We start from the raw sequence: 13,639 nt of genomic DNA on the forward strand, positions 1-13,639 counted from the left end.
AGACCATGGGTCCCCGGAACCTACGTTTGCGTTCGCTTATGCTTTATGCCCTGCGGGTACTCATACTCACAACCGCTTACCAATTACCAATGTGTATTTACCCACACAAAACGTAATAGATCCAAAAAAGCTTGTGTCTTTTACTTTCTACGTTTAACTTCAGACTTTCGGCTCATGCTACCGCCCCTCGCCATTAGCCGTTAGCCATTCATTCAACTGAGAAGCGCCTGCTTTTCATCACAGCGCCCGAAGGTTTCCTCATCACCAGGTCGCCTCGCGCCCCATCACCGTTCGGCCGAAAACTCTTGATCATGCCCGGCCCGAGTCTTCATCACAGCACTTGTGAAATCATGCTCCCTGGTTGCATTTTCGTCCCCGCAAAGGTATGGTATGGGCGTTGTACTTGGAGCCGGACCATGATCCGGTGAGTGAGGAGTGATGATTATGCAGGAACTGGAAGCGCTAAAACTTGAATTAGGCAACATGATTGCCCAGCCGGATTCGCCGGCGCGGTTTTCCCAGGCGGTGGCGTCCCTGGCCGCGGCGCTTATGCTGATGTTCTCTCTGGAAGATACGGAAGTGGCGGTTTTCTTAAGCAACCGGGAAAAGACTTTCCTTTCTTTCGCATATCCCCCCTACCTGGTTGATGCGGGGATTATTCCCGTCACATCCGCTGATGCCGTGGTGGCGCAAATTTTCCGCATGGGACGCCCGGTGGTTGAAAACAATTTCATGCAACAAAAGCACCTGTCCATTTTTGAAACAGTAAAAGCTCCGGGCAAAACCATTCACCCCATTTGCAAGTTATTGGGCGTATTGCTTGGCGAGGGCGGTGAACGCATCGGCGTGATACAATTGTCCCGTCGGGCGGCTTCTTTTGCAGACGCCGGTCCCGATTTCACACCCATGGACCTGGATCGCCTCAAGCAGGTCGCCCGCGAAGTGGCTCCATATATGGTTAAACTGATACCGCCGGATTTCCGGGGAAAACTCTCATGAGGGCGCAGCTTAAACGGATTCTGGAAAGCAAATCGGTGATCACCGGGCGTGAGTTTACCCTGGCCTCGGGTCGCCGGAGCCGCTTTTACGTGGATGCCCGCATGACCACGCTGGATCCGGATGGTGCCTACCTGGCCGCGAAGTTGTTCCTGGAGATGCTGCGAAACTATCGAGTGGACGCGGTGGGTGGATATGCCATCGGCGCGGATCCCATTGTGGCCGCCATCGCGGTTGTCAGTCGCCTGGAGTCCACGCCTTTGCCGGCGTTCATTATCCGCAAGGAAGCCAAGGCCCACGGTACGGGCAAGGCCATTGAAGGCAATTTTCCCAAGGGGGGCCGTGTGGCCATTTTCGATGATGTGGTCACATCGGGCGGGTCCATCCTCAGGGGCGCAAAACTGGTGGAGAGTGCCGGCGCTCAAGTGGCGGTGGTCATGGCGCTGATCGATCGCCAGGAAGGAGCGCGGGAATCAATTGCCGCGGCGGGTTATCCCTTTGCCGCCATTTTTACCAAGAAAAATTTCGGGATCTTTGAGTAAACTTAACTCTGAGCACGGCCTTCCAGTCGGGCAATGGTTCGAATCACCCGGGCATGCACCCTCGGGGTCGTGGCCAGAACACCGCGGTTATGGCTTAATGTCTTGCCTTTGCTGAAATCCAATTCGCGGCCCTCGATGTCGGTTACCCTGCCGCCGGCCTCCGTCACGATGAGGCTTCCGGCCGCGTGATCCCAGATTTTTTCCTTGTAATCGGGAGTATCCGGATGGGGAATGCGCAGGTAAATCTCAGCCTCGCCCGTAGCAATCACGGCGTACTTGACCTGGCTGTCCATGCGCACGGGGTTTCCGTGAATGCCCAGATCCCGGGCCACGGCAAGTTGCATGTCCGTGTAGCTGTGCGAGGAAACGTAGCTCTCCACGAAGCGCATTTGATGCGAATCCTGCTCAAGGGATACCCGGCAGGCTTTGCGCGAATCCCCCGTTTGTGTTTCCATCCAGGCCCCCTGACCGCGAACAGCGCTAACCAGGCATCCGCCGGTTGAAGAGGACCGCGGGTGATCCAGGTTCGGGCACCCCAGAAGGCCGGCTTCAACCCGGCCTTGATCCACCAGCGCCAGCGCAACGGCGTACTGCTCTTTGCGCAGGAAGCCCTTGGTTCCGTCAATGGGATCAAGGGTCCAGAAGCGATCTCCGGGGGAATGGTTTCCCAGATCGATCGAGTTGAACAGGTCGTCGTCGTTCCATACCGAATAACCGTTTGTGGATTCCAGGTAGAAGGCCACTCGATCTCTGGCAAAACGGTTTTCCGGGCGGCGCAGTGCGGTTGCGCTCTCTTCGGCGACAATGGGAATGGCGGGAAAGTTGCGATGCAACACGGAACAGATTACGGCCTGAGAGGCGAAATCCGCTACGGTTACCGGACTGCTGTCCGACTTGGTGATGGTGTCGCACCCGGTCATGTCCGCCTGAACCCGGCGCGTGATCTCCATGGCCTGAATCACGGCGCGGCGGGCGATTCGGAGTTCGTTTTCCAGCATTGGTTAACCTCGCTAAAAGGCAATTATCAATCGAAATCCATGCCCTGTCAACAAGCCTGCATTTCACGACGATCCTTGTGAGAAATGCAGGCTTGAGAACGCCCCGCTCAAGCGCCATAGGGGTGCGGTGGTTGCATTGGGGCCTTCATCTGGTATAATCCGGTCTAACGTTCCCCCTTTTTAATCGGTTCGGACGCCGACCGGTACCGGCCCGCAGGAGGCATAAATGAAAGTACTTGTATTGAATTCGGGCAGTTCTTCAATAAAATTCCAGTTGATCGACGTGGCACAGGAAACCGTGATGGCCAAGGGATTAATCGAGCGGGTGGGATTCAGTGACGCCATTTTTTCCTACCAGGCCCCACCCAAAGAAAAAACCAAGCAAAGGCGACCCATTCCCGATTATCAGACAGGGATTCACTTGATCAAGGAAGCCCTGGTGGCACCGGAAAACGGCGTTATCCGGGACATGAGCCAAATCGAAGCGGTGGGACACCGCATCGTCCATGGTGGAGAGGAATTTTCCGACGCAGTCATCATCAACGATGATGTGATCCGCAGCGTGGAAAAAAACATTGAACTGGCTCCGCTGCACAATCCGCCCAATCTGTTGGGGATCCGGGCCGCCCGGGCTGAGCTGCCGAATGTCCCCATGGTGGGGGTTTTTGACACGGCCTTCCACCAGACGTTGCCGGAACGGGCGTTTGTATACGCACTGCCCTATGCCTATTACGAAGAGAAGCGCATCCGGCGTTTCGGTTTTCACGGCACGTCACACCAGTACGTGGCACAGCGGGCGGCTGAATTCCTGGACCTGGAGTTAGAGCACTTGCGCATGATAACCTTGCATTTGGGCAACGGCTGTTCCATCACCGCCATTGACCGGGGCAATTCGGTGGACACCAGCCTGGGGTTCGGCACCATGTGCGGCATGCCCATGGGTACGCGGTCGGGAGATGTGGACCCGGCCATTCTGCTCTACCTGCAGGAGCAGGAGGGATATTCCGCGGCGGATGTGCAGCGGCTGTTGTACAAGGAAAGCGGCATGCTGGGAATATCGGGAATATCGTCGGATATGCGCGAAGTGGAAGACCTGGCTGCCGAGGGGCACCTCCGTGCCCGCCTGGCCCTGGAAGTGTTCGCTTATGCCGCCCGCAAGTACATTGGCGCTTACGCCGCGGTACTGGGCGGACTGGATGTACTGGTGTTTACCGCCGGCGTAGGCGAGAATTCCCCCATCCTGCGAAAGATGATCTGCCGGGACATGGAGTTCCTGGGGATATCCGTGGATAGTGAAAAAAACGACTTCAAGGGGCAGTTGCGGGAGATTTCGGCACCATCCGCCCGGGTTCGGACCCTGGTGGTTCCCACTAACGAGGAGTTGATGATCGCCAAAGAGACTTTTCGCCTGGTGGGTGAATCCGCTTGACTTCAACCGCCGGCAAAGTGAATCGAAAAACTTTCAGCGACCGGGACCGATCTTTCCTGGCCGCTCATGGGATTTCTCTTCAAGACGCAAAGCACCAGATCGAACTTCTGAACCGGGGCACGCCCTTTACCAACCTGGATCGTCCCGCGTGCGTGGGAGACGGGATTCATCGCTTTACCGCGCACGAAGCAGATCGTTTGGCTGTTGGATACGAAGATCATTTGCACACTGTCCAGGTGACGAAATTCGTCCCCGCATCCGGTGCAGCCACGCGCATGTTTGCAGTAGCGTCCGGATTCCTGAACGGCCGCTTTCACGTTAAACCCGAAGCTTTGTCCGGGGAATGTCCGCCGGAGTCCGGCCCCGCGTCGATGTTGTTTCAATTTTTTTCCGGACTGCGCCAGGGTGGTTTTGCTTTTGATGGTGAATTGGACGCGGCCCTGAGAAGGGAGGGGGGTTCATTGCGCCGGGCGCTGAAAAAAGGCGAATATCAGCGGATCCTTTCCACACTGCTGGAACCGGAGTACCTGGGCTACGCCGGCCGGCCCAAAGCGCTGATCCCCTTTCATCGTGAAGGCGGGCGGGAATACACTCCCCTGGAGGAGCACCTGGCGGAAGCCGTTGCTTACGGGAGGGGCCGCAAAGATGTGTGCCGGGTGCACTTTACCGTGGCTCCGGAGCATCGTGAGGCGATCAGCGAGCGGGCAAACAAGAGCCTTTGCCGGTTCCAGGACATGGCCCACTCATTTCAGGTCACATACAGTGTGCAGGATCCGGCAACGGATACCCTGGCCATCACACCGGAAGGCACACTCTTTCGTGATGAATCAGGAAACCTGTTGTTGCGCCCCGGTGGTCATGGCGCATTGATTCGCAATCTGGATTCAATGAACAGCGATTTGGCGTTCATCAAGAACATTGACAATGTGGTGCCGCCACGGCATGCGCATGTGTCGGTATTCTGGAAGAAGGTGATGGGCGGATTTCTTTTGCGTCAGCAGAAGCGCGTGTTTCAGTTGCTGCGGGACCTGCATTCGCGGGATCATGGCGCGTTGTCCGCCGCGGAAAAATACACCAGCGAGGTTCTCGGTTATGTGGCGCCTCCCTGCCTGAAAGAAGACTCGCGTATTGGCTGGATGATTCGTCACCTGGATCGCCCCATGCGGGTCTGCGGCATGGTAGAGAACCAGGGTGAACCGGGGGGCGGGCCGTTCTGGGTGCGCGATGAGCGCAATATGTCTTTTCTTCAGATCGTTGAATCCGCCCAGATCAACCATGATGACAGCCGTCAAGCCGAAGTCGCGCGCAATTCGACCCATTTCAATCCCGTGGACATGGTTTGTGGTTTGCGGAACTTCCAAGGACGAAACCATGCCTTGAGTGAATTTGTCAACCCGGAAACCTATTTCGTAACCAATAAAACCCACTCCGGCCGGCCCCTGAAAGCCCTGGAGTGGCCGGGGCTGTGGAATGGGGCCATGCATCGCTGGCTGACTTTTTTCGTGGAAATACCGCTTTCCACCTTTACGCCGGTCAAAACCGTCAACGACCTCTTGCGCGATGAACACCAGGGCGATCCCGGCCCATGAAACCGTGTTGCCTTTGGGGGTGTCTTATAGGTTGGCCGGCGCCATGCGCACCCCGCCGTATTGACGCGGCCCCGCAATAGCCTTTATAATCATCTGTAGTTGCCAAGCGATATTTTCGAAGCCTGTGAGGAGGTCAATATGAAGAGAATCACCTGGATAGCCGGAGTCAGTTTTGTATTGGGGGCGCTTTTCTTTGCCCTGACTTTCGGATTCCTGCAGCGGTCGAGTGATGATTCCGCCACGCTTGCCCCCCAGGCCGTTGAGGCGCAGTCGATCGAAGTGCAACCCTCGTTGAATTTTGTTCCCCTGGTCCGCAGGGTCAAGCCGGCGGTGGTGAAAGTGGTGTCTGAGGCCATTGTGGAACAACAACCTTCCCTGTTCGGTGATGACCTCTTTGATCGCTTTTTTAACTCTCCCCGCCGGCGCCAGCGTGTGTCCGGTGTGGGGACCGGGTTTGTTATCTCTGCTGACGGGGACATCGTGACCAACTACCACGTGGTTAAAAGCGCCATCAAGATCAAGATTGTTGATTTAAAGGGCAAAGAATATACGGCCAAGAAAATCGGTACGGATCCCAAAACCGACCTGGCCTTGCTGAAAATCGATGCCAAAAATCTGCCCTATATTGAATTTGGGGACTCTTCCAACGTGGCCGTGGGGGAATGGGTGCTGGCCATCGGCAATCCCCTGGGACAGGATTTGACCGTGACGTCAGGGATCGTTTCCGCCAAGGGCCGGGAACTGGAAGGACTGGATGTCGACTACCAGGACTTTATCCAGACGGATGCCCCCATCAACCGCGGAAACTCCGGAGGGCCGCTGGTCAACCTCGAGGGCAAGGCAATCGGTATTACCTCGGTGATTCTTTCCCCCAGCGGCGGCAACATCGGCATCGGGTTTGCCATTCCATCCAACATGGCGCGCCGGGTTCTCGCCGACTTAAAGAAGTCCGGCCGCGTGGTTCGGGGCTACCTGGGTATCAGCATGAACGAAATCACCGATGCCGAAGCGAAAGATTACGACCTGCCCGAAGGCGGTATTCTCGTGCTGACTGTTGAAGAAAACTCTCCGGCGCAGAAGAGCGGCTTGCAACGTTATGACGTGATCGTGGGCTTGAACGGCAAGCCGATTGAATCCATGGGCCGGTTTCGCAACCAGGTGGCGGAAATTCGTCCCGGCAGCAAAATCACCCTGACCGTTGTGCGGCGCAAAGGCAAGTTGGAAATTCCGGTAACGGTCGGCGAAGCGCCGGATTCCCTGAAAGTACGCCTGGACAGCGACGAAGGCACCGGGGAGGTGGTGGATCTGGGCATGGTGGTGATAAACAACAATGCCAGCCTGGCCCGGCGCCACAACCTGTCCACTGACAAAGGCGTTGTCGTGACCCAGGTGGCCCGAGGCGGAACCGCGGCGGAAAACGGATTGCGTCCCGGGGACATCATTCTGGGTGTGAACCGGAGTGATGTTGAGTCGGTACGACAGTTTCGCGAGTTGATTTCCGGCAAGCGTGCCGGCGACCGGGTCTTGATGTTCATCAATCGCGACGGCAACGAAATCCCGCTGCGTTTCAGGTTCTGACGTCGGTCATCAAGGCCACAGCTACGGCGCCCTTGCCGGCATTGGCCCCGACAACGGGTGAAATGTCCACTGTGTAAAGCGGGGGTTTGCCGGTCTCTTTTTCGATCTGACGTGAGAACCAGGCCGCGTCAAGGGGGTTATGGGCGTGAAGCATGCAGTAGTTCCACAAGGCTCCCCGGTCCAGTTGACGGTTGATGAGGCGCAACACTTTACGCATATTTCCTTTGTGACTGAACGCCTTATCATAGAGAACGGATTTGCCTTCCGCATCCAGGGAGATGATGGGTTTGAGGTTCATGGCCCTTGCCAGACGGCCTTTCAGTGGGCTGACCCGGCCGCCCCGCACCATGAATTCCATGGTTTTGACGCTGACCAGGATGCGGGTCTGTTCCCTCCAGGATTCCGCCCGGCGGACCACTTCATCGTGATTCGCCCCGTTGAGGATGGCCGCGGCCGCGCGGTAGACGATTAAGCCCAAAGATCCGGATAGTTGGCGGGAGTCGATCACCGTGATTCTTCTTCCGGTTTCTCTTGCCACTTTCTCCGCGGCCAGGCGGCTGTTTTGCCAGGTGCCGCTCAACTGCCGACTCAAATGGATGGCGATGATGGATGGGTAGTGAGAAGCCAGAAAACGGTAGGTGGTTTCGAATTCACGGTGGGAGGGTTGCGAGGTGGTGGGGAAAAGCCGCGCGGTTTCAGCCTGGGTGTAGAAATGGTCCGGTGTCATGGTGACCTTGTCTAGAAAACCGGCTTCACCGAAATGCAGATTCAGGGGCACCATGTGCACCTGCATCTCCTGCATGGCATCGAGGGGCATGTCGCAAACCGAGTCGGTCACCAGGGCGATATCCGCTCTGCGGTGGTTCATCACCTGGTATTGCATCTCCATGTCGTCGGCTTTCTGGCGCGTAATACGGCCGAACGGGCGAAGGTACGCGAACACGTGAGCGGGATCGTTGCTGTGGACGTGCAACCGCAGTTTTTCCGGGCTGCCCGCCAGCACCAGCGAGTCACCCATGCCGCTGACTGCCAGGCGGATGCGGTTGAAATCCATATCCTTTCCTTCGACGATGGCCTCAGTGCAATAGCGGTGCTGCGGCGGGCCGGAATGCAGGGGTTCGTTGACCGCGGGGGGCAGGGATGCACGCCGCATTGATCGCAACAATGCCCGGGGATTGCTGGCTTTCAGGAACTCGATTATGCCTTCCAGGAAAAACACGAATCCCTGTGCCCCGGCATCCACCACCTTGTTTTGACGCAGGACTTTTAGTTTTTCCGGGGTTTGCTTTAATGACCGGGTCGCTGATTTCAGTGACTCCGTAATCAATTGGCCGAAATCATCGCGGCTTTCCTTTAAACTGTCCACATGCCGGATCCAGTCGCGCATGACTGTGATGATCGTGCCTTCCACGGGACGCTCAATGGCTTGCAATGCGCATTGGAAGGCACGGTTTATAGCGCCGGCAAAACGCCTGACATTGATCTGGTGTTCACGGATTTTCTGGCTGAAGCCGTAAAGGAATTGGGCCAGGATAATGCCGGAATTTCCCCGGGCGCCATCCAATGCCGCACTGGCCATGGCATCCGCCGTGAGTTTCAGGGAGCGTTGGGGGCGCGTCTCGTCCAGGATGTGTTGCACGGTGGCGGCCAGGTTGGTTCCCGTATCCCCGTCGGGTACGGGGAAAACGTTGATGCGGTTCATGTACTGCTGGTGGGCCAGGATCTTGTTTGATCCGGCGGCAAAAGCCGTGTAGAGGACGCGACCATCGATATGGGTCAAGCGACGCGTCGTCCGGCCGGTTTTTCGTGCGCTCATGAACACTCCAGAAAATGCAGATCCAATATAACCTGAATTGGTGAAATTTTCAATTGCACTGCCTCTTCAGGTATAATCACGATATGGCGTTTTTGGAACTGAAAAACCGGCTTATCATGGTTACCGGCGCCTCTTCCGGTTTGGGAAGATCCCTAGCGCTTCAACTGGCGTTACGGGAAGGCGCCCATTTGTGGCTATGCGCACGGCGGGAAGAGCGTCTGCTTGGGTTAAAAAAGGAGATCCATGCCCGGTCCGGTGTAGATATCGAGGTCCGTTGCATTGACCTGTCACAAGCCGGGGATCGCCGCAGCCTGCTGGATGCCGCAGCCGCCGACCCTTCGGTGTTCGGCCTGATCAACAATGCGGGTATGACCCGCTACGGACCTATGGCGTTGGTGGATATGGATGCCTTCCGCAGCGTAATGGAAGTCAACTTGGCGGCAGTCATGGAGTTGAGCCTGGGTTTTGTGGAAATCATGCGGGATCGGGGAGAGGGGTTTCTCTTGAACGTAACCAGCGAAGCGGCTTTTGTGCCCACGCCTTATCAAGGATTCTACTCAGCCACCAAGCATGGTGTTCAGGCCTTTACCGATGCCCTGCGCATGGAATACCGGCGTTCACCGATCTTTATCGGTACCCTTGTTCCCGGCGGCATCCGCACCGATATGATCACGTCGTCCGGACTGGACCGCCGCATTCCTCGAGACAGCCGCTTGAACATGACGGCTGAAAAAGCCGCTTCAGCCTGCATCCGGGGCTTGAAACGGCGCAGGCCGATCACGGTGCCTGGTTTGCTGAACCGTGCCAATCACCTGCTGCTGACCCGCTTCATGCCCCGGGAATGGGTGCTGAGGGCCGCGGAACGCCTCTACCGTCCCCCCGCGGGGCATGGATCTGAATGATTCCCTCTTTTCTTTATTGGTCGATCCCGCAGTAGTGGCGGATTACGCGTTCAATCGCGTTCCGGCACACGGGGCAGTAATCCAGGGTGTGGCGGCTGAACATAATGCAATCTATGGTGGGACGGAACATGCCTGTCGATGCGTACATGGCGCCTTCGAACGCCCCCACCACCCCGCGGTACTCGTCGCGCTCGAGGTGTCCGGCCTGCTCGGCAGTGGAGAGTTTGTCGAAGCGCTCTTTGTCCCAGGGTGTGGGAACGGGTGTTTCCGGTTTCACCAGTTCTTTCCACTTCAGTTGCGCCGGGTCCAGCAGGGCCGTCACGTTGGGTTCCATGGGCTCAACGCCCGGGGGAACGAACTCGTTGTAAGAAACCCGGGATGAGTAATACTCATCGGCCAAACCGGCAAAGGAATGGCCGAATTCGTGCAACAGGAGGTAAGCACTGGCCTTGCTGCCAACGGTAAATACGCAGTACTGGTTGTATATGCCTCCCCCGCCGTAGCGTTCGTGGTTGACCAGCACAATGACGGCGTCAAAGGGAACCCGCGATAAAGTGTTCTGCAGGCGTTGGTTGCTTTCCACAAGAAGGTAGCGGGCCAGGTTCAAGGCGTTGAAAGAAGACTCAACCGCGGTGTCACGGTACTTCTTTTCCCTGGGTTCATCACATCCCGCATCCCGGGATGGGGCAAAGACGCCGTACAGGTTGAAGCGGTCACGCTGGGAAGCATAGGGTTCTCTGCTGAACAATACGTCGCGGGCCCGGGCGAAATCCCTTTCCAGTTTTTGCCGGTCTTCCAGTCGGTACCCCTCCGCGACCATGGCCAGGTCCACGCAGTGGTGGGGATGGCCGCTTTGTAGTAGGTTGCTGATTTGCACCGTTACGGCCGGTGGCGCGGTGTCGAAGTAATCATTTTGCGGGTCGATTTCCAGGGTGAAAACCGTCTGGAGTTGCAGTTTTTGATCCCGGTTTTGCAACACCAGGCGGATGGGGCGTCGCGGAAACGGAATGCGCACACTTTCGTGAAAAGTCCGCTGTCGCCCCTGGATCGCCGGCTCGGTGGTGCGGTATTCATAAAAGTAACTGTTGAATCCCCTGGAATAGAGCAAATCACCAGATTCCGTGTCAAACACCTTGACGTAGTATTGGCCGTTGTTGAATGGGTCCCGAAGAAAACGTACCGGTCCCGCCCATATGCCTTCTTTGTACATGCGGTCCAGGGTGATGGTATCCGTTTCCCGGTTACCGGTATGGTAGTAGTCAACACGAAGGGTGCGGTCAACAAAATGGCGGGAAAAATCGGTGTCTGCGGTTTCAGCCTGGATCGCGAGGCTGATCAAGAGCAAAATGAACACCACTGCCGGCATGCGATTCATGGAACCCTCCTGAAGCCTGATTAACATATGCCTTAGAGGGAGTCAAGAAACGATTGACTTGGTGAAACCCTTCGCTATAGAATTTGAACGACACTGAGGAGATTAGCATGCATGTGTTTATCAATGGATCGCAATTGTTTTTGTTTACCGGGGCCCGGGTACTGGATGGGTTAACCGCATACTCCGCTGTTGCACTGGAAGATGTACAGGCGGGGAACGTGGTGGTTCTTGACAAGGAGGGGCACCGGCTATATGTGGACGGCAGGTTGCAAGACGGCGAGCGCCTAACCCTGGCCGCGGCAAAGCGGGGTGAAGAGAAATGAAGTTTTTTCATGGGCGTATGCGCGCGTTATCCGCTGTCCTGGTTTTCAGTGTTTCCAGCATTTTCCCCCTGAAGTCATGGGCGGTCGACCAACCACTCATAACCCCTGAAGGGGAAGAACGCGTGGTCATTTTTCATTACAATGACCTCCACGGCCGCATTGAGCGGCTCGCGCGAATGGCAACGGTTGTGCGCGAGGCGCGCCAACAACATCGTCATGTGTATCTGTTGTGCGCCGGTGATAACTTCAGCGGCAACCCGGTTGTGGACCAGGCTGAACCTCGCGGGGAGCCGGTACTCAAGTTGCTGAACGCGTTGGGGATCCAGGCCATGGTGCTGGGGAACCATGAGTTTGACTACGGCCAGGACGTGCTGCAACGATTTGTCGGCCTGGCGCGGGTTCCCGTACTTTGCGCCAACATGAACACGAGTGATGCGAACTGGGATGCGGTAAAACCATTTGTGCGCATTGAAACAAAGGCCGGCCCTGTGCTGACTATTCTGGGGTTGATCCAGGTTGAGCCGGACTCCGGTATTCCCAGCGCCCATCCTTCGCGGTTATCGGGATTGAATTTTCTTGATCCCATAAAAACCGCCACGCGATTGCGGGGGAATCTGGCTGGAGATGGAGTGCGCATCGCCCTTTCCCACCTGGGATACGCCACGGATCGCCAATTGGCCGAAGCGGTTCCGGAATTGGATGTGATTGTGGGCGGACACTCTCACACAGTCCTGGATTCCGGCGTTGTGCACAACGGGGTGTTGATTGTCCAGGCCGGTGCTCACGGCGATTACCTGGGGCGGGTTGACCTGTTTCTTTACAAGGGAGCGGTTTCCCGCAGCGAAGCCGGGCTTATTCAATTGGAGAGCGTTGAACCGGCCGCGGATATCCTGGCCATGGTTACGGAATTTGAAAACAATCCCGTAATGGAGCGGGTTGTGGTAACCCTGCCTCGACCCCTGGTGGACAAAACCGAATTGGGAAACTGGATATGCGACCTGTTGTGTCGCCGGCTGAATCTGGACATCGCGTTTCACAACGCCGGCGGAGTGAGGGTCAAGCGCCTGGATGGCGAAGTCAATTTAAAGACGATTTACCGCATGCTTCCATTCCAGAACCTGGTCGTGCAAATGCAACTCTATCCCCGGGAAATCCGTGGCCTGATTGAGACGGACGTGGCCAAGCACGGCAAGGTGGACCTGTTGATGTCCGGACTGCGCCTGCGCATTAAAAGAACGCCGGCGGGAAAGATCGTCAATATCGATTTACTGGATGACCAGGGCAAACCCCTGGATGAAAACCGGCGTTATACGGTTGGTTTCAACAGTTACATTGCGGCTTCGTATCATTTTGAACATGAAGATCCCGGCAAATCACTGGAAATGACCACCGCGGCCGCGGTGATCGAGTATCTGGAATCCGGGCGGCCGCCGATTCCGGCTGATCCCGCATTACGGGTGGTGGAGGAAGTGCACGGCGGTGATTTGAGTGGAGTGGCGGCCCGCAGTGAAGATCCCCTTGAAACCGGCAAAGATCCATTTGCCCTTTCTTCTCCGGCGGGAAACCTGATGGCGGATGCCATGCGGGAAGAGAGCGACAGCCAGGTGGCATTGTTTCCCAGTCGACTGCTGGTTCCGGGCATCCGCATTGACGCGGGTTCTTTCATCGGGCCGGCTCAAGTGCGTGCCATGTACAAACATACGGCGAAAAACGGCATCCAGGTGGTGAAAATCAGCGGCGGTGCGTTGCAGGCGTTCCTGCTGGAGCGGGTTCGTTTTCGCAAAGGGTTGGATGTGCAGGTGTCCGGCCTGTCCTGTAGTTTCTATCGCAATAAAAACGGGGTGGTCGACCGAGCTGTATGCCGCTTGGCGGATGGGTCTGTACTGGATAAAGAGCAGATGTTACGGGTCGTTTTCTGTGATTATGACTTTGACCGCTACTACCAGATCAAGCCCGCCGTCATGGAACCGCGCAGAAAAGATCTCACCCTGGAAACGTTGTTGTTGACTTATCTGGCCAAGCATCCCCGCCTGGATGGTGAGCTAAGCGCTCCCAGGATGGTGATTCGGGATACCGCCGTTCCGGAGTAGC

The 13,639-nt window shown here is 56.6% G+C and carries 11 protein-coding genes; 8 read left to right on the top strand and 3 right to left on the bottom strand.

The window, feature by feature from the left end; all coding sequences use genetic code 11:
* The first annotated feature begins 438 nt into the window (after positions 1–438).
* Positions 439–999, top strand: a complete 561-nt coding sequence (locus tag ENN40_01850; protein HDP94083.1) for a hypothetical protein — start codon at positions 439–441, stop codon at positions 997–999.
* Positions 996–1,538 (top strand): orotate phosphoribosyltransferase, encoded by a 543-nt coding sequence (pyrE, locus tag ENN40_01855; GenBank protein ID HDP94084.1) that lies wholly within the window; start codon positions 996–998, stop codon positions 1,536–1,538. The genes ENN40_01850 and pyrE overlap by 4 nt, the downstream gene beginning before the upstream one ends.
* Before the next feature lie 2 nt (positions 1,539–1,540).
* On the opposite strand, the gene ENN40_01860 is transcribed toward pyrE, so the two are convergent.
* Positions 1,541–2,536, bottom strand: coding sequence for a 3'(2'),5'-bisphosphate nucleotidase (locus ENN40_01860; protein HDP94085.1), 996 nt, complete (start codon positions 2,534–2,536; stop codon positions 1,541–1,543).
* 226 nt (positions 2,537–2,762) lie between these two features.
* Between ENN40_01860 and ENN40_01865 the strand changes: the two genes are divergently transcribed.
* The 3 genes from ENN40_01865 (at position 2,763) to ENN40_01875 (ending at position 7,132) form a co-directional block, all read left to right on the top strand.
* A complete protein-coding gene (locus tag ENN40_01865) occupies positions 2,763–3,965 on the top strand; it encodes an acetate kinase (GenBank protein ID HDP94086.1) in 1,203 nt (400 codons plus the stop codon).
* Positions 3,956–5,554: a DUF4301 family protein gene (locus tag ENN40_01870; GenBank protein HDP94087.1), complete on the top strand. Its 1,599-nt coding sequence runs from the start codon at positions 3,956–3,958 to the stop codon at positions 5,552–5,554. Before ENN40_01865 ends, ENN40_01870 begins: the two co-directional genes overlap by 10 nt.
* A gap of 138 nt (positions 5,555–5,692) precedes the next feature.
* Positions 5,693–7,132: a Do family serine endopeptidase gene (locus ENN40_01875; GenBank protein ID HDP94088.1), complete on the top strand. Its 1,440-nt coding sequence runs from the start codon at positions 5,693–5,695 to the stop codon at positions 7,130–7,132.
* On the opposite strand, the gene ENN40_01880 is transcribed toward ENN40_01875, so the two are convergent.
* On the bottom strand, positions 7,122–8,948 hold the full coding sequence (locus ENN40_01880) for a DegV family EDD domain-containing protein (GenBank protein ID HDP94089.1): 1,827 nt from the start codon (positions 8,946–8,948) through the stop codon (positions 7,122–7,124). The two genes, ENN40_01875 and ENN40_01880, sit on opposite strands and share 11 nt — an antisense overlap.
* 83 nt (positions 8,949–9,031) lie before the next feature.
* Between ENN40_01880 and ENN40_01885 the strand changes: the two genes are divergently transcribed.
* Positions 9,032–9,850 (top strand): SDR family NAD(P)-dependent oxidoreductase, encoded by an 819-nt coding sequence (locus ENN40_01885; GenBank protein ID HDP94090.1) that lies wholly within the window; start codon positions 9,032–9,034, stop codon positions 9,848–9,850.
* 13 nt (positions 9,851–9,863) lie between these two features.
* Here ENN40_01885 and ENN40_01890 read toward each other — a convergent pair whose 3' ends face one another.
* Positions 9,864–11,252, bottom strand: a complete 1,389-nt coding sequence (locus tag ENN40_01890) for a peptidase M64 (GenBank protein HDP94091.1) — start codon at positions 11,250–11,252, stop codon at positions 9,864–9,866.
* Positions 11,253–11,332: 80 nt separating this feature from the next.
* On the opposite strand from ENN40_01890, the gene ENN40_01895 reads away from it, so the two are divergent.
* Complete coding sequence (locus ENN40_01895) at positions 11,333–11,548, top strand: hypothetical protein (protein HDP94092.1); 216 nt, start codon at positions 11,333–11,335, stop codon at positions 11,546–11,548.
* On the top strand, positions 11,545–13,638 hold the full coding sequence (locus ENN40_01900; protein ID HDP94093.1) for a hypothetical protein: 2,094 nt from the start codon (positions 11,545–11,547) through the stop codon (positions 13,636–13,638). Before ENN40_01895 ends, ENN40_01900 begins: the two co-directional genes overlap by 4 nt.
* The last annotated feature ends 1 nt before the right edge of the window (position 13,639 follow it).

The organism is Candidatus Aminicenantes bacterium, assembly GCA_011049425.1.
GTDB lineage: Bacteria > Acidobacteriota > Aminicenantia > UBA2199 > UBA2199 > UBA876.

Bases quoted from the DNA above. Each gene is read 5' to 3' on its own strand.
- ENN40_01885 (HDP94090.1), top strand. From the start codon at position 9,032: ATGGCGTTTTTGGAACTGAAAAACCGGCTTATCATGGTTACCGGCGCC.
- ENN40_01850 (HDP94083.1), top strand. From the start codon at position 439: ATGATTATGCAGGAACTGGAAGCGCTAAAACTTGAATTAGGCAACATG.
- ENN40_01890 (HDP94091.1), bottom strand. From the start codon at position 11,252: ATGTTAATCAGGCTTCAGGAGGGTTCCATGAATCGCATGCCGGCAGTG.
- ENN40_01865 (HDP94086.1), top strand. From the start codon at position 2,763: ATGAAAGTACTTGTATTGAATTCGGGCAGTTCTTCAATAAAATTCCAG.
- ENN40_01895 (HDP94092.1), top strand. From the start codon at position 11,333: ATGCATGTGTTTATCAATGGATCGCAATTGTTTTTGTTTACCGGGGCC.
- ENN40_01860 (HDP94085.1), bottom strand. From the start codon at position 2,536: ATGCTGGAAAACGAACTCCGAATCGCCCGCCGCGCCGTGATTCAGGCC.
- ENN40_01875 (HDP94088.1), top strand. From the start codon at position 5,693: ATGAAGAGAATCACCTGGATAGCCGGAGTCAGTTTTGTATTGGGGGCG.
- ENN40_01900 (HDP94093.1), top strand. From the start codon at position 11,545: ATGAAGTTTTTTCATGGGCGTATGCGCGCGTTATCCGCTGTCCTGGTT.
- ENN40_01880 (HDP94089.1), bottom strand. From the start codon at position 8,948: ATGAGCGCACGAAAAACCGGCCGGACGACGCGTCGCTTGACCCATATC.
- pyrE (HDP94084.1), top strand. From the start codon at position 996: ATGAGGGCGCAGCTTAAACGGATTCTGGAAAGCAAATCGGTGATCACC.